This window comes from Anderseniella sp. Alg231-50 (assembly GCF_900149695.1).
In the GTDB taxonomy this organism is placed as follows: Bacteria; Pseudomonadota; Alphaproteobacteria; order Rhizobiales; family Aestuariivirgaceae; genus Anderseniella.
In genome coordinates, this window is record NZ_LT703003.1 from 873,592 (window position 1) to 899,452 (window position 25,861).

Annotated in this window: 22 protein-coding genes and 1 pseudogene; 12 read left to right on the forward strand and 11 right to left on the reverse strand. The window is 61.1% G+C overall.

Annotation, left to right across the window (positions count from 1 at the left end):
• Positions 1 to 69 precede the first annotated feature (69 nt).
• The 5 genes from DHN55_RS04160 (at position 70) to DHN55_RS04180 (ending at position 4,341) form a co-directional block, all read left to right on the forward strand.
• Positions 70 to 1,335: a DUF3419 family protein gene (locus tag DHN55_RS04160; protein ID WP_108880107.1), complete on the forward strand. Its 1,266-nt coding sequence runs from the start codon at positions 70 to 72 to the stop codon at positions 1,333 to 1,335.
• Positions 1,332 to 2,081, forward strand: a complete 750-nt coding sequence (locus tag DHN55_RS04165; protein ID WP_108880108.1) for a methyltransferase domain-containing protein — start codon at positions 1,332 to 1,334, stop codon at positions 2,079 to 2,081. The genes DHN55_RS04160 and DHN55_RS04165 overlap by 4 nt, the downstream gene beginning before the upstream one ends.
• Positions 2,078 to 2,914 (forward strand): metallophosphoesterase, encoded by an 837-nt coding sequence (locus DHN55_RS04170; protein WP_108880109.1) that lies wholly within the window; start codon positions 2,078 to 2,080, stop codon positions 2,912 to 2,914. The genes DHN55_RS04165 and DHN55_RS04170 overlap by 4 nt, the downstream gene beginning before the upstream one ends.
• Complete coding sequence (locus tag DHN55_RS04175) at positions 2,871 to 3,953, forward strand: glycosyltransferase (protein ID WP_108880110.1); 1,083 nt, start codon at positions 2,871 to 2,873, stop codon at positions 3,951 to 3,953. The genes DHN55_RS04170 and DHN55_RS04175 overlap by 44 nt, the downstream gene beginning before the upstream one ends.
• A gap of 79 nt (positions 3,954 to 4,032) precedes the next feature.
• A complete protein-coding gene (locus tag DHN55_RS04180) occupies positions 4,033 to 4,341 on the forward strand; it encodes a hypothetical protein (RefSeq protein ID WP_337659909.1) in 309 nt (102 codons plus the stop codon).
• 10 nt (positions 4,342 to 4,351) lie between these two features.
• Here DHN55_RS04180 and DHN55_RS04185 read toward each other — a convergent pair whose 3' ends face one another.
• Positions 4,352 to 5,347: a helix-turn-helix domain-containing protein gene (locus DHN55_RS04185; protein ID WP_108880112.1), complete on the reverse strand. Its 996-nt coding sequence runs from the start codon at positions 5,345 to 5,347 to the stop codon at positions 4,352 to 4,354.
• A gap of 105 nt (positions 5,348 to 5,452) precedes the next feature.
• Here DHN55_RS04185 and DHN55_RS04190 point away from each other — a divergent pair, with 105 nt between their 5' ends.
• The 4 genes and pseudogenes from DHN55_RS04190 (at position 5,453) to DHN55_RS04205 (ending at position 10,638) form a co-directional block, all read left to right on the forward strand.
• Positions 5,453 to 6,703: a sarcosine oxidase subunit beta family protein gene (locus tag DHN55_RS04190; RefSeq protein ID WP_108881694.1), complete on the forward strand. Its 1,251-nt coding sequence runs from the start codon at positions 5,453 to 5,455 to the stop codon at positions 6,701 to 6,703.
• A gap of 11 nt (positions 6,704 to 6,714) precedes the next feature.
• Positions 6,715 to 6,996, forward strand: a pseudogene (locus DHN55_RS04195) (sarcosine oxidase subunit delta); the annotation flags it as partial.
• Positions 6,997 to 7,088: 92 nt separating this feature from the next.
• Positions 7,089 to 10,043 carry a sarcosine oxidase subunit alpha family protein gene (locus DHN55_RS04200; protein ID WP_108880114.1) on the forward strand — a complete coding sequence of 985 codons (2,955 nt, stop codon included), beginning with the start codon at positions 7,089 to 7,091 and terminating at the stop codon, positions 10,041 to 10,043.
• Positions 10,036 to 10,638 carry a sarcosine oxidase subunit gamma gene (locus DHN55_RS04205; RefSeq protein ID WP_337659910.1) on the forward strand — a complete coding sequence of 201 codons (603 nt, stop codon included), beginning with the start codon at positions 10,036 to 10,038 and terminating at the stop codon, positions 10,636 to 10,638. Before DHN55_RS04200 ends, DHN55_RS04205 begins: the two co-directional genes overlap by 8 nt.
• A 492-nt stretch (positions 10,639 to 11,130) precedes the next feature.
• On the opposite strand, the gene DHN55_RS04210 is transcribed toward DHN55_RS04205, so the two are convergent.
• Positions 11,131 to 11,526 (reverse strand): GFA family protein, encoded by a 396-nt coding sequence (locus tag DHN55_RS04210; protein ID WP_108880116.1) that lies wholly within the window; start codon positions 11,524 to 11,526, stop codon positions 11,131 to 11,133.
• Positions 11,527 to 11,838: 312 nt separating this feature from the next.
• On the opposite strand from DHN55_RS04210, the gene DHN55_RS04215 reads away from it, so the two are divergent.
• From DHN55_RS04215 to DHN55_RS04225, 3 genes are all read left to right on the forward strand, one after another.
• Positions 11,839 to 12,177 carry a hypothetical protein gene (locus DHN55_RS04215; RefSeq protein WP_108880117.1) on the forward strand — a complete coding sequence of 113 codons (339 nt, stop codon included), beginning with the start codon at positions 11,839 to 11,841 and terminating at the stop codon, positions 12,175 to 12,177.
• 501 nt (positions 12,178 to 12,678) lie between these two features.
• Positions 12,679 to 13,500: a hypothetical protein gene (locus DHN55_RS04220; RefSeq protein ID WP_337659911.1), complete on the forward strand. Its 822-nt coding sequence runs from the start codon at positions 12,679 to 12,681 to the stop codon at positions 13,498 to 13,500.
• 233 nt (positions 13,501 to 13,733) lie between these two features.
• A complete protein-coding gene (locus DHN55_RS04225; protein ID WP_108880119.1) occupies positions 13,734 to 14,213 on the forward strand; it encodes a BLUF domain-containing protein in 480 nt (159 codons plus the stop codon).
• A gap of 61 nt (positions 14,214 to 14,274) precedes the next feature.
• Here the strand turns inward: DHN55_RS04225 and DHN55_RS04230 are convergent, their stop codons facing one another.
• From DHN55_RS04230 to DHN55_RS04270, 9 genes are all read right to left on the reverse strand, one after another.
• Positions 14,275 to 14,817, reverse strand: coding sequence for a hypothetical protein (locus tag DHN55_RS04230; protein WP_108880120.1), 543 nt, complete (start codon positions 14,815 to 14,817; stop codon positions 14,275 to 14,277).
• Positions 14,814 to 16,070 (reverse strand): acetamidase/formamidase family protein, encoded by a 1,257-nt coding sequence (locus tag DHN55_RS04235; RefSeq protein WP_108880121.1) that lies wholly within the window; start codon positions 16,068 to 16,070, stop codon positions 14,814 to 14,816. Before DHN55_RS04235 ends, DHN55_RS04230 begins: the two co-directional genes overlap by 4 nt.
• Before the next feature lie 267 nt (positions 16,071 to 16,337).
• Positions 16,338 to 16,859 carry a molecular chaperone TorD family protein gene (locus DHN55_RS22225; RefSeq protein WP_337659912.1) on the reverse strand — a complete coding sequence of 174 codons (522 nt, stop codon included), beginning with the start codon at positions 16,857 to 16,859 and terminating at the stop codon, positions 16,338 to 16,340.
• A complete protein-coding gene (locus tag DHN55_RS04245; protein WP_108880123.1) occupies positions 16,846 to 19,770 on the reverse strand; it encodes a molybdopterin-dependent oxidoreductase in 2,925 nt (974 codons plus the stop codon). Before DHN55_RS04245 ends, DHN55_RS22225 begins: the two co-directional genes overlap by 14 nt.
• Positions 19,767 to 20,858, reverse strand: coding sequence for a 4Fe-4S dicluster domain-containing protein (locus tag DHN55_RS04250; RefSeq protein WP_337659913.1), 1,092 nt, complete (start codon positions 20,856 to 20,858; stop codon positions 19,767 to 19,769). Before DHN55_RS04250 ends, DHN55_RS04245 begins: the two co-directional genes overlap by 4 nt.
• A gap of 16 nt (positions 20,859 to 20,874) precedes the next feature.
• Complete coding sequence (locus tag DHN55_RS04255) at positions 20,875 to 21,498, reverse strand: ethylbenzene dehydrogenase-related protein (RefSeq protein ID WP_337660237.1); 624 nt, start codon at positions 21,496 to 21,498, stop codon at positions 20,875 to 20,877.
• Positions 21,499 to 21,621: 123 nt separating this feature from the next.
• Positions 21,622 to 22,572, reverse strand: a complete 951-nt coding sequence (speB, locus tag DHN55_RS04260) for an agmatinase (RefSeq protein ID WP_108880125.1) — start codon at positions 22,570 to 22,572, stop codon at positions 21,622 to 21,624.
• A 5-nt stretch (positions 22,573 to 22,577) separates the two neighbouring features.
• Positions 22,578 to 23,468, reverse strand: a complete 891-nt coding sequence (locus DHN55_RS04265; protein WP_108880126.1) for an NAD(P)-binding domain-containing protein — start codon at positions 23,466 to 23,468, stop codon at positions 22,578 to 22,580.
• Positions 23,465 to 25,636: a malate synthase G gene (locus tag DHN55_RS04270; RefSeq protein ID WP_108880127.1), complete on the reverse strand. Its 2,172-nt coding sequence runs from the start codon at positions 25,634 to 25,636 to the stop codon at positions 23,465 to 23,467. Before DHN55_RS04270 ends, DHN55_RS04265 begins: the two co-directional genes overlap by 4 nt.
• Positions 25,637 to 25,861: the final 225 nt, after the last annotated feature.

Sequence of the window (25,861 nt, forward strand, 5' to 3'; positions counted from 1 at the left end):
CACACTGTAGCGTAGCGGTTATCGACTCGGCTTACCCAGCAGCCTCAGGAACACTGTTTCGGGGCTGTCATGCAGGACGACGTTTTAGATACCGCCACTCACACAGGCGCCGCCTCAACGACACCTTTGAAGCAGGCGGTGTTTCGCAGCTCCAAGGCCTCGCGGCAAGGGGTGCTGGAGCGCCTGTTTGCGTTTGTGTTTGAGGGGCTGGTCTATCCGCAGATCTGGGAAGACCCGGTTGTCGACATGGACGCCATGGCGATCGAGCCGGGCCATCATGTGGTGGCGATCACGTCGGGCGGCTGCAATGTGCTGTCCTACCTTACCGCCGACCCGGCGCGGATTACCGCGGTGGACCTGAACCAGGCGCACCTGTCTTTGTTGAAACTCAAACAGGCGGCGATCAAGCACCTGCTGGCGCACGAGGATTTCGCGCGGTTTTTCGCCGGCAGCGGCAGCCCGCTGAACGTCGAGCTGTACGACCAGTTGCTGGCGCACCGGCTGGATGACGAGGCACGGCACTACTGGTCGGGCGAGCGCACGCTTGCGGGCCCGCGCATAGAACTGTTTGCCGGCAACTTTTATCGCCACGGCCTGCTCGGGCGCTTCATCTCCGCCGCGCACCTGGCGGCGCGTCTTCATGGCGTCAATCCGGCCGATATCATGGCCTCAAAAACGCTGGACGAACAGCGCTGGTTCTTTGCCGAAAAACTGTCACCGCTGTTCGACAAGCGGCTGATCCGCTGGCTGACCTCGTCGCCGATGTCGCTGTACGGCCTCGGCATACCACCGGCCCAGTACACCGAGCTGGCCGAAGGCCGCCACATGGCCGACGTGCTGCGCGAACGGCTCGGCAAGCTGGCTTGCGACTTTCCCCTGTCGGAAAACTATTTCGCCCGCCAGGCGTTCGGCCGCAGCTATGCAAGCCCGCCGGCCGGCGGCCAGGATGGCATGGCGCTGCCGCCCTACCTGGATGCGGAAAACTGGGGCGCCTTGCGCGACCGCATTGACCGGGTCAGCGCCCACAACCGGTCGGTGACCGACGTGCTGGCCGAAGCACAGCCTCAAAGCGTCGATCGGATCGTGCTGCTGGACGCGCAGGACTGGATGTCAAACGACCAGCTCAACGCCCTGTGGGCGGCGGCCACGCGCGCTGCCGCACCGGGCGCGCGCATCATCTTCCGCACCGCCGCACGCACCTCGCCGCTGGAGGGGCGCGTAGCGCCGTCCGTGCTGGACCGCTGGGCCTACGGCAAGGCCGCCTCCAGGCGCCACACCGCCCGCGACCGCTCGGCGATCTATGGCGGCTTTCACCTCTACGAGTTGCGCCCATGAAGCAGCACAGCCAGACGCTTGTCGCCACCCGCCATGCCCGCACCATGGACGATGTCTACCGCTACCAGCGCTACATCTATGACCTGACCCGGAAATACTATCTGTTCGGCCGCGACACGCTGCTCGACACGCTGGACATTCCCGACGGCGCGCGGGTGCTGGAAATCGGCTGTGGCACGGGGCGCAACCTGGTGCTGGCGGCGCGCGCCAACCCGCAGGCACTGTTTTACGGGTTCGATATCTCATCCCAGATGCTGAAGACGGCAAGCGCCAAGGCGGCAAAAGCCGGGGTTGACGGGCGCATCTTCACCGTGGCGGGGGACGCGGAGAAGTTCGACGCCCGCCGGGCGTTCCAGGTCGGCGGTTTTCAGCGCGTGCTGTTCTCCTACAGCCTGTCCATGGTGCCGGACTGGCAGCGCGCCTTTTTGAATGCGCTCGACCAACTCAGCCCCGACGGCCGCCTGCACATTGTCGATTTCGGCGAAATGGAACGCTGGCCCGGCTTTGCCCGCGCGCTGATGCTGAAATGGCTGGCCAAATTCCATGTGGAACCGCGCGCCGGCATGGCGAGCATCGTCGAGACGCTGGCCAAACGGCGCGGACTGACCGCCAGCGCCCGCAAGCTGGCCGGCGGCTATGCAGTGCTGATCGTGGTGTCGAAAGACCCGGTCCCTTCAGTCCAAAAGCCCCCTGAGAAAGCGGACAACAGTGACGAGATCAATTTCATACATGCGATGATCCCGTGAACGTCCACTCGCCAAAACCACGGTCCTCCCGGTACCGCGCCATCTGGATTTCGGATTTCCACCTCGGCACCAAGCGGGCCCAGGCGGAGCTACTCCTGGACTTCCTGCGGGTGACCGAGTCCGAAACCCTGTACCTGGTCGGCGACATCGTCGACAACTGGGCGCTGCAGAAAACCTGGCAGTGGGACCAGCTGCACAATGACGTCATTCAGAAGCTGTTGCGCAAGGCGCGTAAGGGCACGCGCGTGATCTACATTCCCGGCAACCACGACGAGAATTTCCGCGATTTCGCCGGCTCCCAGTTCGGCCGCATGGCGGTGCGGCTGACCGACATGCATATCTCGGCCACCGGCAAGCGCTACCTGGTCATGCACGGCGACGAGTTCGACGGCGTGGTGAAATATGCCAAGTGGCTGGCCTATCTGGGCGACAATGCCTACGAGGTGGCGATCTCCACCAATATCGTGCTCAACAAGGTCCGGCGCCTTTTGGGCAGGCCGTACTGGTCGTTGTCGGCCTACCTGAAAAACCGGGTGAAAAAGGCGGTCGAGTTCCTGTCCAATTTCGAGCACGCCATGGTGCGCGAAGCCCGGCGGCGCGAGGCGCACGGGGTCATCTGCGGCCATGTGCACACGCCGGAAATGCGCACCATTGACGGTATCGAATATCTCAATGACGGCGACTGGGTGGAAAGCTGTTCAGCGCTGGTGGAACATTTTGACGGCACCTTCGAGCTCTTGGACTGGCGCGCCGCGAACCCCATATGTGTGGGCGAACCGGAGAAGAGACATGCGCATACTTCTGGTAACGGACGCCTGGCACCCGCAGGTTAACGGCGTCGTCCGCACCCTTACCCGCACCATGCAGGGCCTGGAAGACAAGGGCCACGAGGTGATGTGCCTGACGCCGGACGGCGCCCGCACCATTCCAATGCCGACATACCCTGAAATCCGGCTGGCACTGGTCACGCCTGCCGAAGTCAGCCGCCGGATCTCCGGCTTTGCGCCCGACTGCGTGCACATCGCCACCGAAGGCCCGCTCGGCTGGATGGCGCGGCGGCACTGCCTCAAACACAACATGGCGTTCACCACCAGCTTTCACTCGCGGTTTCCCGAAATGCTGGTCAACCGGCTGCCTATACCGGGACTTGAGCGCCTGGCATATGCGTTGCTGCGCCGGTTTCATGCACCTGCCGCCGCGACACTGGTGCCGACGCCGACGGTCACCCGCAGGCTGGGGGATTTGGGGTTTTCAAACCTGAAAACCTGGACGCGCGGAGTGGATACCGACCTGTTCAAACCGCACCAAGGCGACGTGTTTGAAGGCCTTGCCCGCCCGGTCATGCTGTGCGCCGGACGGGTGGCGGTGGAAAAGAACATCGAGGCTTTTTTGCAGACAGACCTGCCTGGAACCAAGGTGGTGGTCGGCGACGGCCCGCAGCTTGCCGAGCTGAAACAGCGCTACCCGGATACGGTGTTCACCGGATACCGCACCGGCGATGATCTTGCCCGGACATTGTCTTCGGCTGACGTGTTCGTGTTTCCCAGCAAGACCGACACGTTCGGGCTGGTCATGCTGGAAGCGCTGGCCTGTGGCGTACCGGTGGCCGCCTTCCCGGTCGAGGGTCCCATCGACGTGATCACCTCGCCACGCGCCGGGGTCCTCGATGATGACCTGGCCACCGCAATCAGCGCTGCACTGAAGCTTGACCGGCAGGACTGCATAGACTTCGCCAAGACGTTTTCCTGGGACCGGGTCACCGAGCAGTTTGAGGCATCGCTGGTGCCGGCTGACCGTAATCCGCCCAACCATCGGCGTGCAGCATCCGGGCGCGCATTTGCAGGCAGACACACTTCCAACACCGGAATCTGATATAGTTGTGAATGGTACGTTATCCGATTGGGCTCGTACATTGACCGACAACAAAAATGCAATTGAAAGGAACAGTGTCATGATGACTACAATAAAAAACAGCCTCGCCTTTGCAGGTATCGCCGGTGCAATCGCCTTTACCGCCCTGCCGGGTACTTCAACCCCTGCCCAGGCCGGATCGTTTTCCAACGACGCGGGCCGCACCGCCATCTGGGTATATGTGCGGGCGTTTCGCGGTGAAGATGTCTGGGAAACCTGCCGCCGGGTGTACCGGCGTGATGTGTACCAGGTTCGCCGCGGCGGCGGCCCGGGTGAAGCACGCTGCTATATCGATGCCAGCAGTATCGGCGACCCGCGCGGCTACAACCGGTCGCGCTACCGCGACTGACGTTCCGCTATTAGGCCTCCTGCTCCAGCGGAGCTGACAACCTGCCGGCCTGCACCCGGTCGCGGCGCGGCGGGATGCCGAACTTGGCCGAATAGGCACGCGAGAAATGGCTGGCATTGGCGAAACCACACGCCAGTGCCACCTCGGTGATCGGCAAGGTGGACTGCATCAGAAGGTTGCGGGCGCGTTCAAGCCTCAAAGTGCGGTAATGATCGGCAAAGCTTGCCCCCAGCAGGCTGGCGAATAGCCTGTCGATCTGGCGCGTGGACAGGCCGACCCGCTTGGCGATGGCGGCGCGGTCGAGCGGTGTCGCGATATTGCTCTCCATCAGTTCCAGCGCATAGATCACGTCCTGCCGGTGAATGCCGTAGCGCTGGGTCAAAGATGCGCGCTGCGGCGATGTCGCCAGGGCCACATCGCGATGCAGAAACCAGTCTGACACTTGCGTGGCAAACGCCTTGCCGTGCTGCTCGGCAATGATGGCGTGCATCATGTCGAGCGCCGCAATGCCGCCGGCACAGGTGACCCGGTCGCGGTCGATGATATAGCGCGAGCGGGTCAGCAGCAGGTCGGGATATTCCTCCGACAAGGCCGGCGCATGCTCCCAGTGGATGGTCATGTGGCGGCCTTCCATGATGCCGGAGCGCGCCAGCACGTAAGGCCCGCCCGATACGCCGCCAATGCGCACGCCGCGCCGCGACAACAGCCGCAGCCAGGCGAACGTCTTCTTGTCACCGTACGACCACGGCCTGCCGCCGGCGCACACGAACAGCGTGCTGGCGTCGATCATGTCGCCGACCGCCGCCTCGCACGGCTGCACCGTGCCAACCGAAGAGGTGACCGGATTGCCGTCATGGGAAACGCAGATTGTCTTGTACAGTTCGCGGCCCGCCAGCGTGTTGGCGGCCCGCAGCGGTTCGACCGCCGAGGCAAACGACATCAGCGCAAACCCGTCCACCAGCAGGAATGCAAAGACTTGCGGCGATGAGGCGTCCATCAAACTCATGTCGCTATGAGTAAAGTATACGGCCCATAGAGACAACAGATTTTCCGTTTCCGCCCCCTATACTTTCGCTGAAATCGTCCTCGACAGCCGAAACGGATGCCTGACATGAAGTATTCGATTTTCTCACTGGCCCGCAATGCGTGGTCCGGCCACAAGAACTGGCAGCCCGCGTGGCGCTCGCCCGATCCGAAGCCGGAATACGACGTCATCATTGTCGGCGGCGGCGGGCACGGCCTGGCAACCGCCTACTACCTGGCCAAGGTGCACGGCATCACCAATGTCGCAGTGCTTGAAAAAGGCTATCTGGGCGGCGGCAATGTCGGGCGCAACACCACCATCATCCGCTCCAACTACCTGTTGCCCGGCAACAACCCGTTCTACGAAAAATCACTGCAGTTGTGGGAAGGCCTGGAGCAGGATTTTAATTTCAACGCCATGGTTTCGCAGCGCGGCGTCATCAACCTGTTCCACTCCGACGGCCAGCGCGACGCCTATGTGCGGCGCGGCAACGCCATGCGCATTCATGGCGTGGATGCGGAAATCCTCGACCAGCACTCTCTGCGCGACCTGGTGCCGTTTCTGAATTTCGAGAATGGCCGCTTCCCGATCATGGGCGGGCTGATGCAACGGCGCGGCGGCACGGTGCGCCATGACGCGGTGGCCTGGGGCTTTGCCCGCGGCGCCGACATGCGCGGTGTCGATGTCATCCAGCATTGCGAGGTCACCGGCATCAGGCGCGAAAAAGGCAAAGTCATCGGCGTTGAAACCAGCAAGGGCTTCATCGGCTGCAAGAAGATCGGCCTGGCTGCCGCCGGCAACTCAACCACCGTGGCGAAAATGGCCGGCCTGGAACTGCCGATTGAAAGCCACGTGCTGCAGGCGTTCGTGTCGGAAGGCATCAAGCCGTGGCTCGACAATGTGGTGACCTACGGGGTCGGGCATTTCTACATTTCACAGTCCGACAAGGGTGGGCTGGTGTTCGGCGGCGATATTGACGGCTACAACTCCTATGCCCAGCGCGGCAACCTGCCGACGGTGGAACACGTGGTCGAGTGCGGGCTGGCGATGGTGCCGTCGCTGTCACGGGCCCGGGTGCTGCGCTCGTGGGGCGGCATCATGGACATGTCCATGGACGGCTCGCCAATCATCGACAAGACGGATATCGACAATCTCTATCTCAATGCCGGCTGGTGCTATGGCGGCTTCAAGGCAACCCCGGCATCGGGCTGGTGTTTTGCCCACACCATCGCCAATGACGCGCCGCACGAACTGAACTCGGCCATGCGGCTGGACCGGTTCCGCACCGGCTACGTGATGGACGAAACCGCGCACGGTGCGCAGGCAAACCTGCATTAAGGGGAATTGTTATGGCTTATCTGATCAATTGTCCCTTCTGCGGCCAGCGCACCACGGACGAATTCTACATCAAGGGCGATGCCTCGAAGCAGCGCCCGGACACCATCGGCGACGGCACCATGGACAAGTGGCACGACTATGTGCACATCCGCGACAATGTCCGCGGCCGCACGGCCGAACACTGGCACCACACCGGCGGCTGCCGGCAATGGCTGGTGGTCGAGCGCGACACGGTGAGCCACGAGATCTACGCGGTCACCCCGGCCAACACCTGGAAGGGGTCATCGACCCCTCCGGCTCGCAAGACGACAGGTCGCAAGACTGCGGCACGCAAAACGCCTGCCCGCAAGGCGACTAGTCGCAAAACAGCACGGGGGGCAAAGGCATGACCTCGTTCCGTTTTGATCAAGGCGGCCTGATCGACCGCAGTTCGGTGATTGATTTCAGCTTTGATGGCAAGAACCTGACCGGCCATGCCGGCGACACGCTGGCCTCGGCACTGCTGGCCAACGGCCAGTTGCTGATGGGCCGGTCGTTCAAGTACCACCGGCCGCGCTCGGTGATCACCGCAGGCGCAGCAGAACCGAATGCGCTGATGGAAATCGGCGAAGGCGGACGCCTGGAGCCCAATACCCGCGCCACCATGCAGGAACTGTATGACGGGCTGGTCGCGAAAAGCCAGAACCGCTGGCCGACGCTGGACCGGGATTTCGGCGCGATCAATTCCATCGCGTCGTCGTTCTTCGTGGCCGGTTTCTACTACAAGACCTTCATGTGGCCGAAGCGCTTCTGGGAAGCCATCTACGAGCCGATCATCCGGCGCGCCGCCGGTCTCGGGCACCTGAGCCATGAAGACGATCCGGACCGCTATGAAAAGGCCTACGCCCATTGCGACGTGCTGGTTGTCGGTTCCGGCCCGGCGGGCCTGATGGCGTCATTGTCGGCCGCTCGCAGCGGCGCCAGTGTCATCCTGGCCGACGAGCACGCCACCTGTGGCGGATCCCTGCTGCGCGAGCGTGACGAGATTGCGGGGCAGGAAGGCCATGAATGGGCCGCAGACACACTGGCCGAACTTGCCGCCATGCCCAACGTTACCATCATGGCGCGCACGACAGTGATCGGTGCCTATGACCAGGGTGTGTTCGGCGCGCTGGAACGGGTGCAGAAACATGTGACCCTGCCCGACCATGACGTGCCGGTGGAAAAGCTGTGGCGCATCATGGCGAAGGCCTGCGTGATGGCGACCGGGGCCGAGGAACGCCCGATCGTGTTCGGCGGCAATGACCGGCCCGGCGTGATGACCGCATCGGCCATGCGCACCTATGCCAACCAGTACGGCGTCGCGGCAGGCCGTTCAGCGTGCGTGTTCACCTCATCCGATTCAGGCTACCGCACCGCGCGCGACATGAAAGCTCACGGCGTGCACGTTGAAGCCATCATCGATGCGCGGCCCGATGCGCCCGAGATAGAGACTGGCGGCGTGCCGGTTCTCACCGGTGCAGTGGTCACCAATGTCAATGGCGGCAAGCACGGCATGCGGAGCATCGAGGTCGACCGGGGCCGCGGCCATGAAACCATACCGTGCCAGTCGCTGGCCATGTCCGGCGGCTGGAGCCCGGTGGTGCACCTGGCATGTCATCGCGGCGCAAGGCCGTCATGGGATGAGGATGAGTATTGCTTCATGCCGCCTGAGACCGATCCGGCGATCATCGCGGCGGGTTCGGCAAATGCCGTCTGGTCGCTGGGCAAGTGCCTGGCGGATGGCGCGGCGCGCGGTGAACAGGCGGCGAAGCTGGCCGGCTTCAGGACGAAGAAGACACCTGTGCCGAAAGCCAAGGACGACGCCTCGCACACCTCGTCACCGGTATGGTGGGTCAAACAGTCCACCGGCAAGCCGTTCGTCGACTACCAGAACGACGTGACCGCGAAAGATCTGCCGCTGGCGGCGCAGGAAGGCTATGACCATATCGAGCTGGCCAAGCGCTACACGACATCCGGCATGGCCACCGACCAGGGCAAGCTCGGCAATGTCAACGCCATCGGCATCCTGGCCGAGGCAACGGGCAAGGACATCCACGAGATCGGCACCACCACGTTCCGGCCGTTCTATACGCCGGTGTCGTTCGGGGCGCTCGGCGGCCAGCACGTGGGCGAGCATTTCGCGCCGGTGCGCATGTCGCCCTTGCACAACTGGGCGGCGGACCTGGGCGCGGAGTTCGTCGAGACCGGCCTGTGGTACCGCTCGAGCTGGTTCCCGCGTGAAGGCGACGACTGGCTGGCGGCGATGACGCGCGAGGTGCTCAACACCCGCGCCCATGTCGGCATCTGTGACGTGTCGACGCTCGGCAAGATCGACATCAAGGGCAAGGACGCCACCGAGTTCATCAACCGGCTTTACTCCAACGCCTTCGCCAAGCTGCCGGTCGGCAAGGCGCGCTATGGCCTGATGCTGCGCGAGGACGGTTTCGTCGGCGATGACGGCACCACCAGCCGCCTGTCGGACACCCATTACTTCATGACCACGACCACCGGCCATGCGGCAGCCACCATGCGCGACATCGAGTTTGCCCACCAGGCACTGTGGCCGGAGCTTGACGTGCAGTACGCCTCGGTGACCGACCAGTGGGCGCAGATGGCCATTGCCGGTCCCAAGGCGCGCGATGTACTTAGCAAGATCGTCGATGCTGATATCTCCAACGAGGCGTTCGGCTTCCTGGCAGCGCGGCAGGTCAAGGTGCTGGGCTCCATACCCGCCATGCTGTTCCGCATCTCGTTCTCCGGCGAACTGGCCTATGAACTGGCGGTGCCGGCAGGCTATGGCGAGGCGGTGGCCAACGCCATCATGCATGTGGGTGAACCGTATGGCATCGGCCCGTACGGGCTGGAGGCGCTCAGCGCCATGCGCATCGAAAAGGGCTTTGTCACCCACAACGAGATCAACGGCCGGGTGACGGCGGGCGATGTCGGCATGGGGCGCATGCTGTCGAAGAAGAAGGACTATATCGGGCGCATGATGAGCGAGCGCGACGGGCTTAACGATCCGGAGCGCGAGCAGCTTGTCGGCGTCAAGCCGCTCAACCCGGCCAACCGCTTCCGGGCGGGCAGCCACCTGGTCAATCCGGGCGACAAGCCCAGCCTGAAGACCGACCAGGGTTATGTCTCATCCGTGGCCTTTTCGCCGATGCTGGACAGCTGGATCGGGCTGGCCATGCTGAAGCACGGGCGCGAACGGCACGGGCAGAAAGTCATGCTGTGGGACGGCCTGCGCGATGTCCACATGGAGGCAGAAGTCTGCGATCCCGTTTTCTTTGATCCGGCACAGGAGAAGGCCCATGGCTGAGATGCTGACACAGATTTCCGCACTGGATGACATGATCGTGCCGGGCCGCTACGGGCGCTCGCTGGAAGAAGGTCCCGGCGTGGCCCTGACGCTGGTGCATCCGTGCGAGGTGGTCACGGTTATCGCGGCCAAGGGCAAGGCGCGTGCGCTCGCTGCCGCAGTCAAGAAGGACTTCGGCCTGGACCTGCCCGGCATGGGCGGCTCGGCCACCGCGCGCGGCATGAGCCTTCACGGAAGCGCGCCGGACCAATGGCTGGCCCTGGCATCGGGCGCCGCCGCCGGCAGCCTGGCCTCAAAACTGGAGAAAAAGCTCGGCACGCTGGCGATGGTCTCCGACCAGTCGCACGGGCGCACGGTGCTGCGCATGGAAGGGTCAAGGGCGCGCGATGTGCTGACCAAGGGCACGGCGGTCGACCTGAGATCGACATCTTTCAAATCCGGCATGTGCGCCGCCACCCAGATCGGCCATGTCGGCGTGCTGATCGCGTGTACCGGGCCAGACAGTTTCGAGCTCAGCGTCCTGCGCAGCTTCGCCGAAGGTTTCTGGCAGGGCATATGCGAACTGGCGCTGGAGTGGGGTTACGAGATCCGCTGAGGCGGCAACTGACGCCTAAAAGCGTTGCGCCCGATTTCCGGCAGGGAGGGGACCGGAAGATCGGGCGCTAGAGACCTCAAGGTACGTTGCTCGGGTCTGATGACGGGTAGTCTTTTTATGGCTGGTTGACCGGTTGTTTGGCAGGGGGGCCGGGGAACCATTTTTGTTGTTTGTCATCTTGTTGTTGATGAAGACCATAGGCCGGAAACAAGCCGGTGAATGTGTGATTCATCACATTGCGGAGCTTTTGTTTGGGTGACTTCTCCTGAGCACTACGTTGCTTGGATGGTAACTGTTTGCTGAGGCTCGAAGTTCAACGCTCCGAACCCAGCCAGTAACCTGTTCGATACAAAACACGTGATTACCGCGTTGCTGCGATTGGCCGCAATGGGCGGAGAGTTATCATTCGCGGCAGCTTGAACGAAGGTCAGCAGAACGAACGCAGCTGCTGTTCAAAAAACAACGCGTCAAAGTCCGCTTTCTGGAAACGCTTCAAAACCACATGTCCTTCACCGTCCGACCGTCACCTGGCAGTTCTTTAAAGCTATCGTGCCCCTCAAAGTGACGGATTGGAAGCTCGCTGATCGGTGAAGGATCAGACATCCGTACATTCACGGCAGTCCGATTGCGCCCGTTTTCGTCCTCCAAACCTGCAACGTAATGCGTCACACATCCACAAATGGCGCAGAAGTGGAAATCAATATCTCCGCTATCGCGACGCCGATAAGCACTCGTTTGCCCGGTCGTTTGAATATCATAGCCAATGTACCCGTAGGCCCACAGGACGCCGTAGCGCCGACAAATTGTGCAATTGCAGGCCGTGATCGACTCCGGCAACGTATCGAGTGTCCAGCCAACTGCGCCGCAGTGGCACGTTCCTTTCAGCATATACCTATCTCCTCTCTCGACATTGTTGGTGATTCTTACGGTATGGGCTCGAAGCAGCCATTTGATGTAGATTAAACGAACGTCAGCCCCTGGCCGGGAACCGTCAACCGCTTAAGCCTGCCCGCACTGCATCGCAATGAATTGGCGTTCTGAGCCCACTCCGCATTGCTGCCGTTGACGATTATATCGGTGAACTTTTGTGGCAGCGTCAGCAAATTGACCGTTATCGCCTCAGCCACACCACTAACAGTTCATTAATGCCCGCTCCATATAATTCATTTCGAAGGGCCAAATGAATTTGGAGATGTTCGAATGCGTAACAGTCCATGGTACATCCTGCTTTTGATTGCCTTTATCTCAAGCATGACCGGACACACTTATTACACGTCAAAGGTCCAGGAAGTTACGGTATTTGGCAAGCGGATCGAAGATGGGCGCGGTCGCAGGGGAAATGTAACCGAAGTATTTGTTCTGGAAACGGATAGCGGGGATCTTCGGATTTTGAAATTTCCGGTCATAGGTTATTCTTTTGGTGTCGATGAAATCTACAATGGCATTCAATCCGGTTCGAAAATTCAGGTCCGGATAGGCATGTGGCCGCCAGCAATTATCAGCGATCATGCCAAACCCCAGATAATGACGATCTACTAGGCTGTGATCATTGCAGGACTACGGTGACAGTTTACCAAATGCACTCATCATTGCACTGTGGCTGACCTAACTCACCCGGACTTACGGTAATGGGGCAATGTCGTCCAGGCTCTATTCCAGCCTCATTTTCCAATTATCTGGAACAGGAACTGGTATTGATCAGCGAGTGACCCGGACAATGGCCCGTATCCCTACTTTACTTCGTCCAAGAGCCTTTTTGTTGGCCGTTGCGACTGCGTCTGGATTGTTTGCGGCCATCATGGTTGGGGTTGCCTGTGGCTGTTCGGATGAGGGGGCTGCTGGTTCTGCCAACCCTCCTTTTTCATACAAGGTGCAACGGTTTTTGAGGGATGTGAAAGATTCCCTGCTCCACGGTGAGTGAGCTTCCAACGGCACTCAGTTGACAAAATCTCAAGGCATGCTGGTTACGCTTGGCGGTTCATTGCAGCCGGGAATCGGCTATACCCGTTGTCGATCGTCAACGGCAACAAAGACCAGACCATGAGAAACGTTCACTCGACATCAGCCCTGTTCGGTTTCCTGATTTTCAGCGTAGTGGCGATCTGGACGCTGCCGGCGCACGCTGGGCCTAACCGCACGATACATATTGACGACCGGCCCGTGGGCGCGACGCTGACCCATGTCTTCCTGGTCAGGACCATCACCGACACGCTGGAGACCTACAACTCACAGCTCACGCATCAATTTCTGGTCAAGCAGGATGTGACGTCCGGGCGGGTTGAAAAACACTGGTTGTTGCGCCGGTTCAACCTGGAGACCATGCTGGAACCTAGTGACACAGGCAAGCCTGAACGATCCCTGGATGTGTATGAACCACCCATCACTGAAAACGAAGGCAAACCGGCAGGGGCGCCGCCGGATGCAACGCTTTACAATGATGCGTTTCAAATCCTGCGGTCAGAACGTGCGGTATCCATTTCAGGGATTGATATTTCCAGAGCGAATTCGCCGCTGAACCGGTGGAAGGTATCCAGCGAGCACGGACTGGAGTGGGTCAGTCTCGACGGCGAGACCGGGAAGCCCGAAAATCCGTCTGCCAGGGACATCCGCCTGGCTGTGCCGGACATCAGGCGCCAGATGCGTGACACGCTGCATCCCACGCTGGCGGAAATGAAGAAGTTCAACCCCGCAGACCACAGGTCGGCGATCCCTGTGGAATCGCTCTCGGAAGATATATCGGCCTGCGGCATAGACACTGAATTTCATGCCCCCACCCGCTTCTCCGCTCACTATATGAAGCTTTATTGCGAAATGCAGTCCGAACTCATCCGGTCGCTGGAGATATGGATTGTTGTGGACTGAGTGCTCAGGCACAGGGTCCCTGTCGCGGGCCGGATGTCTGACCGTCCGACCGGCGTCAATCGAACGATTGTAGCGATACACACGTCCGAAAATCGGTCGGTTCGGGATCATCCCAAATCCCAGAAACCTCCAAAACAAGCGGAATTTCGATGTGGCATGCATCTTGCCTTACATAGAGTCAAAAATCTCCGGTTCGCCCTGTCCGGCGACCTGAGAAAAACCGGGAGGACGACATGAGCGCTACCGTCGCCGTGCAAAAGGCGGAACCATGCTATCGCCTGATATACCGCAGCCGCAGCCTGCTTTCCGAACAACCCGGGGATGTCGATGCCGGTCTGTCGGAGATACTTCGTGTGGCGCGCAGCAATAATCGCAAGCAGAACATTACCGGCGCCTTGATGATGTATGAGCACAAGGACTGGTTCGCCCAGGTGCTCGAAGGCACGGAGACGGAAATCAACACCCTGTTCGAGCGGATCAAGAAAGATCCCCGCCACAAGAGCGTCGAGGTTGTAGAAACAGGCGATGCGCCTGCGCGCCTGTTCGGCAAATGGGCCATGGCGCTGATTGCCGAACACGGCCAGCCCGATGCACCCCTTGTCGCAACCGCCGGCGGCATTTCCGAAGCCGCACCCTGGCAGGTTACGGAAGACCAGGAAAACGTGCTGACCCGGTTGCGTGACATCACGCGCGGCTACGGCCGCTCCTACTGACAACAGCAGCACTGACGGCATCACGTATTACGCCGCGGCCTGATATGTCCGGAGATGCGGACTATTCCGATCCGGGTTGCGGCTTGCCGCGCAGGAATGACAAGGCGCCGGGATGCCAGCTGACATCCGGGTCCTGATCCAATCTGCGCCTGTCTGTGGTCCGGGTCTGATCCAGCGTCGCAGCTATGAGCCACGCGTGCCTGGCCGGCAGACGTTCATGGGCGACCAGGAGGCGCCCGCCGATGCCTGCAAGCTGCCTGATGGAAATCGGCCCATAAGGTTCAAACCGACCCGATCCGCTCTGCATGGCGATGGCATCGGCTGTATCAAGCACCGCAACATCGAGCTGGTCCGTACCAATGAGACTTGCAAGACGTTGAGCCGTGGGCGCGCGAGCCACCCGGCATCTGGATTTCGGCAGGCTGTGCGCCAGCACTGCCGCCAGCTTTTTTGCCAGATCATATGTCGTCGGATCAGCCCGGTGTGCGCCGATCAGGAGATGCTTTTTGCGATAGACGACCCACTGCCTGTAAGGCGTGTGAGCCCCGGCCGTCTGCCAGCTGGCAAGCAGAACCGGAACCCACAGAAATTCCCGCCGGTTCACTTATCGAATACGTCGAGGTTGAGGACAGCGGTGACAACGTAGTTGGGCACGTCCACCACCTGTCCGACACGCAAGTCCACCGCGACACTGGCAAGAATATACGCCTGCTCGGCAGACAGCCCGTGCTCGCGCTGGATATAGGCAATCATCTTGATCAATGCGTCACGTGCCGCGAGCGTGAGATCTTCGGACAGATTCTCCAGGTCCTTGATTTTCTCGCTTTCCAGATATTTCAGCTGCTCCGGGATTTCACCCGCCTTTTTAATCGGGAGACCGATCGTCTGGTAGAATTTGGATGGCTCAATATCCTTGATCTGCGAGCCGCCCTCAACTTCCGGGCTGGTGATCTGGGCGCCCTGACCTTTTCGGATTTCAGTCCTGACGGTAACAACCGCACCGGTTTCGATCGCCGTGCCGGAAACCTCTCCGTCACCCTGGGCATAGTGCACGTCACCGACAAACAGGCCGCAGCCATCGATAAAGCAGGGTAAAAGGAGTGTTGTACCCACCTGCATTTGCTGGACATCCATATTGCCGCCGTTTTCGCGCGGCGGGATCGTCCGCAAACAGGCATCCTTGTGCGAGCCGTTCGGCCCGCACACAGCGCTCGGCAGTGCGCCAACCGGCTGCGGCGGAAGGGCGATGCCCTTGGCTGCGCCCAATGCCGCTTCACGCGCCAGCCACGCCTTGGTCTCAGGCTCACCGGGCAACACGCCCACCGACCCCATAAAGGCTTCGTATGGCACCTTTACGCCGGGCATTTGCTCAGAGACTGCATGGTTCCGGGTCAGTTTCCAGTTGACCAGATGGGGCTTGGTATAGATGTCGCGCAGGAAGCCAAAGCCGGGCACAATCACGGTGTACCCATATTGATCAGGTTCAATATCAACCAAAGTGATCGCCAGAACATCGCCGCGTTCTGCACCTTCTATGTGCACTGGCCCGGTCATGGGGTGGACCAGATTCAAGTCGATGGCGGCCAGATCGTCGGCGACCGAGGTCAGGTTGAGATCGGAGTCCAGCGCATCGCGGGTGTGGAAAGTGATCATGTCGCCGGGCTTCGCACGGGAAACAGCCGGAATCGCCGGATGATAGCGATTGAAGCAATTGGCATCATCGACGCAATGATTGCCTTTCTTTTCAATCACAACCTTGTTTTGCCATTTAACATCCGTCGTGTCGGCGAGCGCTACCGGCATTGCACCGGCCAGTGCAACACCGGCAGTCGCCATCAAGCTAAGCAAACCCTTCATCTCAATTCTCCCTGTTGGAGCACCGTCCACAGACCAGAGCGGAATTGTGTATGAAGGCATCGGTCCGTGACAAGGTGCCCCGCGCTGTTATTCCATGATGTGCAACGGTCGAAAACGGGGCCAGCCTGTTGCAAAGGGCCCGGATTACCAATGCCGGTCCGTGTCAACTGCGTTCCCGGACACCCACCGTAAAGCCATGAACAGCCTAAAGCCGGGACAGGGTGCCGGAGCAGTTTATCCAGGAATCCCGGCGGTACATTGCCAACCTCACGGTGTCAGCGCTGCCAGCTCATCTTCGAGAAACGCCCGCAAGGCGAGCGGCAAAGCGTGGTAGCGCGGCTCTTGTGTTTCGAGCTTGCCGGTCACGGTTTCGACCAGCGGCAATAGCTGCCGGTCAACGAAGTCTTTCTGCGCCGCATGCAAACTGCTCACCGCCGCCGCATCGCCAGCGTTGGCGTGTTCCTGAGCCGTCAGGAACTGCAGGAACTCCAGCATCACCGACAGATGGTCCGGCAGTTCGCCGCCGTCGCGGCGTTTCAGGCCGAAGTGGTCGTACCACCTGATCAGTTCCTGGTAGAGGTCGGTCTGGTCGCGTTCGGTGTGGGCCGAGGCGTGCAGGGAGACAGCCGTCTTTGAAATCGACGGGTCGAAGGCTGCCATGAAGGCGCGGGCGGCGTCTTGCGGTGGTGGCGGGACTATTGCCTCATCCAGCGCATCCGTGCCGCCATCCGGCGTCCGGAAGGCTGCAGCAAAGCCGCCATAGACGGCGGAGCGTTCAAGCGGCGTCATTGCTGCCTTGCGTGGCCGTGCCTGTACCTGCCTGCGGGCCGGAAATCCTGGTGATCTCGATGCGGGTATCGCGGTCGAAGCTGTTGGGCTGGCCTTCCAGCATGCCGACCTTGAGATGCGCGTGATCACCGGCCAGTTCCACCGGGTTGATCGGCGACGGCGACACCTCGCGCGGCGAGCCGGTGCCGGCAAACTGGTAATTCTCCCAGGCGTGATACATGAACACCTGGCCGGGGCGCATGGCGTGGGTGACCTTGACGCGCACCTCGAAGTCGCCGACATCATTGTGACAGCGCACCCAGTCGCCGTCGGCAATGCCGCGGTCGGCGGCGTCCTTGATGCCGATCATGATATAGGGTTGGCCGCGGTTTAAGCGGTTCATCAGCCGGTTGTCGCGCCACACGCCGTGAATCGACCAGCGCGTATGCCCGCCGGTCATCATCAGCGGATAGTCGCCGCCGATCGGAGGCGGCGCCTTGTAGCGCGGCAATGCCTCGTCATGTTCCAGATAGAGGTCGTTGTCGATATAGAACTGAATGCGCTTTGTCTGGGTCGGATAGGGCAGCTTGTCGTGGATATGGTAGGTCAGCGGAATGAACGGCTTGCCCTCTTCCAGCTTGCCGGCATTGCCGATGGCCAGCGGCGAGATGCCGATGGAATTGTAGCGTGCGTAACCCTTTTCCTTCTGCTCCTCCCAAGACACGTGCGACAGGTTACTGGAGGCATCGATGATGGCGCCGGCGGCCTTATCGGTATCGTCTTCCAGGAAGCGGCCGCTCATGGTCATGTCTTCGTACAGGTTGTCGAGATGCACGGTCTTGCCGAGATGCGAGACAATCGAGGTGAGGCCGCGCTCGCGGGCGCGCTTCTGCACATGCTTGGTCAGCATGGTGAAAATCCAGAAGTCGGGCTTGGACTCACCGAGCGGCTCGACTGCCTTGTTGGTGACGTGGTTGAACGGCACCAGCGGGGTGACCCATTTGTGGTCGGTAGTCTCGTACCAGGCAGCCGCCGGCAGGATGTAGTCGGCCATCTGGGCCGTGGACGACATGCGGAAATCCACCACCACCGACAGCTTCAGCTTGGGCCACAACACCTCGGTGAGCTTTTGCGAGCCGCGCACCGAGCGCAACGGGTTGGCGCAGTAATGGAACAGGATGCGCGGGTCGGTCCCGGCGGGCGGTTGCAGCGGCAGCCACTTGTTGTCGAGCGACTCTTTGACCGCTTCGCGTACCGGCTTTTTCAGGTCCGGCACCCACTTGTCCGCGGTCTCCGCCAGTTCCATGACACCGCCGTGAACCTGCCAGAACAGTGCGGCAGACGTCCAGATCGGCAGGTTGCCGCCAATGTCCTTGAACGAGTTGTTGCCGAGTTTCTTGAAGAACATTTCCGCGGTGTCACCGGCGGCAAGGTCGGTCAGAAGATCCAGCCCGATATCGGTGCCGAACTTCATCCGGTCACCATTGCGGAACCCGGAGACATAATCCTCCCAGCCGTCATTGGCCAGGAAGGCAAACGCCGAATAGCCCGCGCCGGGACGGCCCATCTGGCCCTGCAGCGCCCAGATCAGGATCATGGCGCGCTCGGTCAGGTTGCCATGAAAATACTTGTTCATGGAGCTGCCGGACACGTTCGACAGGGCCTTGGCCCTGATACACAGGCTTGCGAATTTTTTGATCACCTTGACCGGTGTGCCGGTCATCTTCGACACCGCTTCGAAGGTGTAGGGCTCGAGCCGGTCTTTCAGCAGCGAATAGACCGAGCGGACCGCGATTTTACCGCCCCCGAGGACATCGATTTCCGTGTCGACGTCCAGCTCCGGTTCCAGCGTGCCCAGCTTCAGCGACTTGGCCGGGGCCGTCATGGGGCCGCGTATCTTGTCCATGACGGTAAAGCGGTCGGTACGTCCGCCCTTGGCGTCCTTTTCCGACAGCAGCTTGCCGGTGTCGGTGCGCACGAGCAGCGGCAGGTCGGTCTGCTCGGCCACGAAGCCTTCATTGACGTGGCCGCCGAAGACGATCTCGCGGGCGACCGCCAAAGCCAGCGCCGCATCGGTGCCGGGCGCCAGCGGCACCCACAGGTCCGCCTTGATGGCGGACGGCGAATAGTCCGGCGCAATGCACACGATCTCAGACCCGTTATAACGGGCCTCGGTGAAAAAATGCGCATTGGGGATCGAGGTGACGATCGGGTTCGAGCCCCAGATCAGGATCACGTCGGAATAGAAATAATCCTCGATGGAGCGGTCCATGTAGATATTGCCGAAAGTCTCGAACGCGCCGCGATGGCCGTCGCCATTCGACGAGTTGGAGTCCAGCGAGATGGAATGGGTGAGCTGGGCAAACCGGGCCTGGCCGGCATTGGCAGCACCGACATTGATGTCCGGTCCCATGTCCCAGATGACCCGGTCGGTGCCTTCCTCGGTAACCACGTCGAGAAACTTGTCGGCGATGTCGTCGAGCGCCTCGTCCCAGGTAACCCGCTCCCACTTGCCCGAGCCGCGTTCGCCGGCCTGCTTGAGCGGATAGCGGATGCGGCTTTCCTCGTACATGCGCTTGGAAAACGAGCAGCCCTTCTGGCACCCGCGCGGGTTCATGTCCGGCACGTCTTCATTGAGCTGCGGATAATCTGCGGCCTGTTCCTCGCGGAACACGATGCCGTCGCGCACATAGACATCGAACGCACAGTGCGCCTGGTACCAGCAATTGATCATGTGGGTGCCGCGGACGGTTTTGTCCCAGGTCCACTTGTTGCGGTATATGTCGACGATTTTGGTGTAGTCAGGCGGGCGCGAACCTGCCAGTGCGGTCAGTGATTGGCCGGAACCGGCAATGAAATCCGGCAGCGCAAGCGATGCGGTGACCGCCGCTCCGGCTTTCAGAAAATTGCGCCGTGTCAGTCCGCTGGTCACTGGCTGGAGCCTCCGGGACCGCGATAGGCAATGTCGATTTCCGGGGGCACGATCACCGGCTCGCGTTCGAGCTCGGTGGCAATGCGCTCGATCTCGCGCGGATGATTGGTGAACGGGCCGAACAGGTCGAGGAAGTTTTTCGAGATCAGTGTGTCCATCAGATCCGATCCCTTGCCCGCCTGCTTGTCGGCGCGCCCCTGCTTGATGCGCTCAAGTGCGGCGCCGACTTCGGGGCCGAACAGGCTTTCCAGATAGCCCAGCGGAATGCGGTCTTCGCCGGTCGGGTTGCCGTCGTCGTCGAATTTTTCCGGCGACAGCGGTGGAATGTAGAACACGTTGGGCTCGGTCTCGTATTCCGGGTGCAGCGGCAGGGCCACCTTGTGCACATTGACCAGCTTGTGGATCGGCCCGTCCTCGTCTTCCAGGAAGCCCAGGAAACGCACCCGTCCCGGGCACTGACGCGAGCACGCGGTGGCCACGCCCTTTTCGATGCGCGGCAGGCAAAACACGCATTTCTGCGCATGGCCGGTGACGTGGTTGTAGTAGATTTCCTTGTAGGGGCACGCCGACTGGCAGAACCTCAAGCCCCGGCAATGGTCCTCGTTGATGACGACGATGCCGTCTTCCTCGCGCTTGGTTATGGCGCCGCGCGGACAGGCTTCCATGCAGGCGGGCTTGGTGCAGTGATTGCAGATGCGCGGGATGTAGAAGAAGTAGGAATTGGGATAGTCGCCAGCGCCCACGTCCTCGTCCCAGTTCATGCCCCATTGCGGTTCGTCGCCAATGGGTTTGAGCGCTTCGTTGCCGGCGCCGTCGAACAGCGCTTCCTTGTAGTTGAGTTCAAAGCCCTCGCCGAAGTCTCCCTGCGCCGGGCGCACGCCCTTTTGCGGCTCGCCGTCCTTGAAGCCGCCACCCATCTGCTCCCAGTCTTTCGGCGTACCGTGGCCGGGCGCGGTATAGACCTGGTTCCACCACATGCCTTCCTGGCCTTCGCCGGACGTCCACGAGGTCTTGCAGGCAACGGTGCAGGTCTGGCAGCCAATGCACTTGTTGAGATCGATGACCATGGCCACCTGGCGATTGCTCATTTGAGTTTCAGCTCCTTCAGGCCTCTATTGTCAGTGGCGACCAGTCAACCGACACCGCCTTGATGCCGGCGCGCTCCTCGTTGGAGCCGTTCCAGACCGCAAAACCGATCTTCGTGCCGCTGCCGGGTTTGAGCGTAGCGGCTTCCGGCCCGCCCGCAAGGGTGCGCAACATTACAATTGTCCAATACCCTTGCGACCATCCGGCGGTCACGCTCTCGCTGACAGCCGTGCCGGGGACGGAGGACCCGATGCCCCAGGCGACAACCGAGCGGATCTTGTTCTTCATGGCCTGCCACTGGATGAACTGTACCGGCTCGTCCTCATTGCCCATGGTCCACAGCACCGGCTCGCCTGTGATCGGAAACGCGATTGCCGCGCCGTCGGGAAATCCTTCACGGCCACCGGTTTCTGGTTTTTCAGAGGCCCAGCGCAGCCGCACCGCAATGCTCGTCCCGTCATGCACCGATTGCGCTTCCAAGCTGGAGAGCTGGCCGTACGCACGGTCCTGCCAGTTGGCCTGGATAAAGCCGTTGGGCTGCATTTCGACCGGCGCCGGCACCATCTCGACGGTCTCAGTGGCCACCTGCTGCCAGCCGGCCGCCGTGGTGGCCGCGTAATCGGCGATGGCTGTAATTTTCACGGACCGCAAGGGCACTGCCTCAAAACTGGTTGTGTGTCAGGTCACATATAAGGTTTGGCCAGCCAGTTGCACAGGGAATTCCGGACCCCTGCGCCATTGTGCCTCTCACCCGTGATACTGGTCTCAAGGGTATTTTACACCGGGCAGCACACAGAGCATTTCATAGAGGATATTGGCCCCGATCAGCGCCGTATTGCCGCTTGCGTCATAGGGTGGCGAGACTTCCACCAGGTCACCACCAACCAGGTTGAGCCCCCTGGCACCGCGCACGATCTCCAATGCCTGCCAGGTGGTCAGCCCACCCATTTCCACCGTGCCGGTGCCCGGCGCAAAGGCCGGATCAAGACTGTCGATATCATAGGTGAAATAGCACGGCTGATCGCCGATTTTTTCTCGCACCTGCTCCATCAGGGGTGCCATGGACTTGTACCAGCACTCTTCCGCAGTGACCACGGTGAAGCCCTGTTCGCGCGGCCAGTCAAAGTCCGCCGGGGCGTAACCGGTGCCGCGCAGGCCGATCTGGAACACCTTGTCGTTGGCCAGCAGGCCTTCCTCCACGGCGCGGCGGAACGGTGTGCCGTGGGCGATTTTTTCGCCGAACATGTGCTCGTTGATGTCGGCATGGGCATCGATATGCAGCAGGGCCACTGGCCCGTGCTTCTTATGCATGGCGCGCAGGATGGGCAGGGTCAGCGTGTGATCACCGCCCAGCGTCAGCGGCACGCAATCCTGCGCCAGAATGCGGTCATAGGCCTTCTCGATGATTTTTACCGACTTCTTCAGGTCGAACGTGTTGACCGCCACATCGCCGATATCGGCAACCTGCAATGAATCGAACGGCGCTGCTCCGGTCGCCATGTTGTAGGGCCGCAGCATGCAGCTCTCCGCCCTGATCTGGCGCGGGCCGTGCCTTGTGCCGGAGCGGTTCGAGGCGCCGATGTCCATGGGCACGCCGACGAAGCAGGCATCCAGGCCGCGGGCCGTCTTCGCCGTGGGCAGGCGCATCATGGTGGCGGGTCCGGCAAAGCGCGGCATGTCGTTGCCACCCAGCGGCTGGTTGTAACCTTGGGCCATGTTGGTCAGTCCTTCTTGTCTGCCTTTGCGTTCAGGCCACGATAGGACTGAATAACCTGGCTGTCATCAGCCCTGCCGAGGCCAGCACCTGAAGCCGCCAGGAACATCTGGTGCGCTGCTGCCGACAAGGGCAGCCCGTGGCGCGCGGCACGGCCGTGATCCAGCACAATCCCCAAGTCCTTCACGAAAATATCCACGGCCGAGCGAACCTCGGGGTCATCTTCCAGCATGCGGGGTCCGCGGTCATTCAGCATCCAGCTCGAAGCAGCTGAAACGGACACGATATCAAACACCGATTTCGGGTCGACGCCTGCGGCCTCAGCCAGTTGCAGTGCTTCTGCAGCGGCAGCAATGTGAACACCGCACAGCAACTGGTTGACCAGCTTGGCGGTGGAGCCCGCGCCATGATCCTCGCCGACGTGAAACACGTTCCTTCCGACTACGTCGAGCACCGGCTTCGCCTTTTCGAACACGTGCGCCGGGCATGACGACATGATGGTCAGGGTACCCGTCTCGGCACCGCCAACACCGCCTGAAACAGGCGCATCCACCAAAGTGAGCTGATGTTGGCCCAACTTGTCGCCCAGCGCCCTGGCCTGGGCCGGTGGCTGGGTGCATGAGGCAATGACACAGGCACCTGACGGCAGCTTTTCCACCGCCTTGCCGGCGCCGAACAGGACATCGTCGGCCTGATCGCCATTGACCACCATCAGCACGAAAAAGTCTGCGGCTTTCGCGGCTTCCGCCGCGCTGCCGGCCACCAGGCCGCCGTGCCCGGCAAACGCCTTCAACGCGCGCTCGTTGAAGTCGAACGCGGTAACTTCGTGACCCGCCTTTACCAGATTGACCGCCATGGGAAGTCCCATGGCGCCCAAACCGATAAAACCTATGTTCATGCTTGTGCCTTCAACTCTATGCGCCGGGCATGCAGAACCGGTTCGGTATAACCGGACGGCTGCTTGCGGCCTTCGAACACCAGGTCACAGGCTGCCTTGAAGGCGATGGAGTTGTCAAAGTCATCGGCCATGGGCCGGTAGGCCGGATCACCGGCGTTCTGCTGGTCGACGATCGCCGCCATCTTCTTCATGGCTTTCATCACCTTGCCCCGGGTGACAACCTTGTGGCGCAGCCAGTTGGCCAGGTGCTGGGCTGAAATCCGCAATGTGGCGCGATCCTCCATCAGGCCGACATTGTTGATGTCCGGCACCTTCGAGCAACCAACGCCCTGGTCGACCCAGCGCACCACATAGCCCAGAATGCCCTGGCAGTTGTTCTCGATCTCGTTCTGGATTTCCTTGCGGTCCCAGTTCGGATTGGGCGCCAGCGGAACGGACAGGATGTCTTCCAGCGTTGCCTTTTCGCGCGTGGCCAGCTGTTTCTGGACGTCCGTGACGTTGACCTGGTGGTAGTGGGTTGCGTGCAGCGTAGCCGCGGTCGGCGACGGCACCCAGGCGGTGTTGGCACCGGCTTTCGGGTGCACGATCTTCTGGTCCAGCATGTCCGACATCAGGTCCGGCATGGCCCACATGCCCTTGCCGATCTGGGCGGCACCGGGCAGGCCGCATTCAAGACCCACATCCACGTTCCAGCGCTCGTAGGCGTCGATCCAGGTCGAGGCCTTCATGTCGGCCTTGCGGATCATCGGGCCTGCTTCCATGGAGGTATGGATCTCGTCGCCGGTGCGGTCAAGGAAGCCGGTGTTGATGAAGAACACGCGCGAGCGCGCAGCGCGAATGCACTCCTTGAGATTGACAGTAGTGCGGCGCTCTTCGTCCATGATGCCCATCTTCACGGTGTTGCGCTTCATGTCGAAGGCCTTCTCGATCGCAGTGTAGAGCTGATTGACCAGGGCGGCTTCCCTGGGCCCGTGCATCTTGGGCACGACCACATAGATCGAGCCCTTGCGCGAGTTCCTGAAGCCGCCATTGGGGCCCACATCGTGCAGGCCGATTGCCGTATTGACCAGCGCGTCGAGCAGGGTCTCGGGTATATCGTTGCCGTTACCGTCCTTGATGGTGCCGATGGTCATCAGCAGACCGACATTGCGCACCAGCATGAGCGAACGTGAGTGCAGCGACAGGGGCTTGCCGTTGACGGCGGTGTATTCGCGGTCTGCAACCAGCTTGCGGGTAATCGCCCTTCCGCCCTTTTCAAACGTGTCGGCGAGATCACCCTTCATCAGGCCAAGCCAGTTGCGGTACACGACCAGCTTGTCTTCGGTGTCGACGGCAGCAACAGAGTCCTCGCAATCCATGATGGTCGACATGGCGCTTTCGATGACGACATCGGCCACGCCGGCATCATCTCCGCCGCCGATGACATGGCTGCGGTCGACGACGATCTCGATGTGCAGGCCGTTATTGACCAGCAGGATCGATGTCGGATTGGCCTTGTCACCCTTGAAGCCCTTGTACTGGGCGTTGTCGACCAGGCCGGTTACCGAACCGGATGACAGCGACACGGCCAGCTTGCGTCCCTTGATGAAGTAACGTGTCACATCGGCATGGCTGCCGCCGAACAGAGGCGCGGCGTCGTCAAGAAACTTGCGCGCCCAGGCGATGACCTTTTCACCGCGCACCGGGTTGAAACTGCCGGCGCGGTCGGCACCGTCTTCTTCAGAAATGGCGTCCGTGCCATACAGCGCATCATACAACGAACCATACCGTGCGTTGGCGGCATTCAGCGCATAGCGTGCATTCATGACGGGCACAACGAGCTGTGAGCCTGCCACTTTGGCGATCTCGTCATCGGTATTGCGCGTGGCAATCCTGCAATCGCCCTTGTCAGGCACGAGATAGCCGATTTCTTCCAGGTAGCCGCGGTAGGCGGCGGGGTCAATCGCCTGTCCGGCCCGCTGCCGGTGCCAGCGGTTAAGCTTGTTCTGCAGCGATTTCCGCTTGCGCAACATGCTGGCAATCTTGGGCGAGAACTTGTGAATGATCTCATCTGCTGCCGACCAGAAGCTGTCGGGTTCAACACCGGTTCCCGGCAATGCCTCGGTGTTCACGAATTCATAGAGTTCTTTCGCGACGGTCAACCCGCCGTGCTTCACAGTCTCAGCCATGTAGAGATTTCCTGATTTGTCTCGATTATGGGCGCATTCAACACGCCAGAGCCGTCATTTCAACGATTCATTCCACTATGTGGCGGGTTTTGGCGGCATATTCTCACGCATTAATGATGTGGCATCATGTATCTACCCATCTGAACCTGTTGCGGTATATTCGAGGACAGTCCATATAAGAGCTATATGGGAGCGGGCAACCCATCGAAGTACCGATACCGGAGG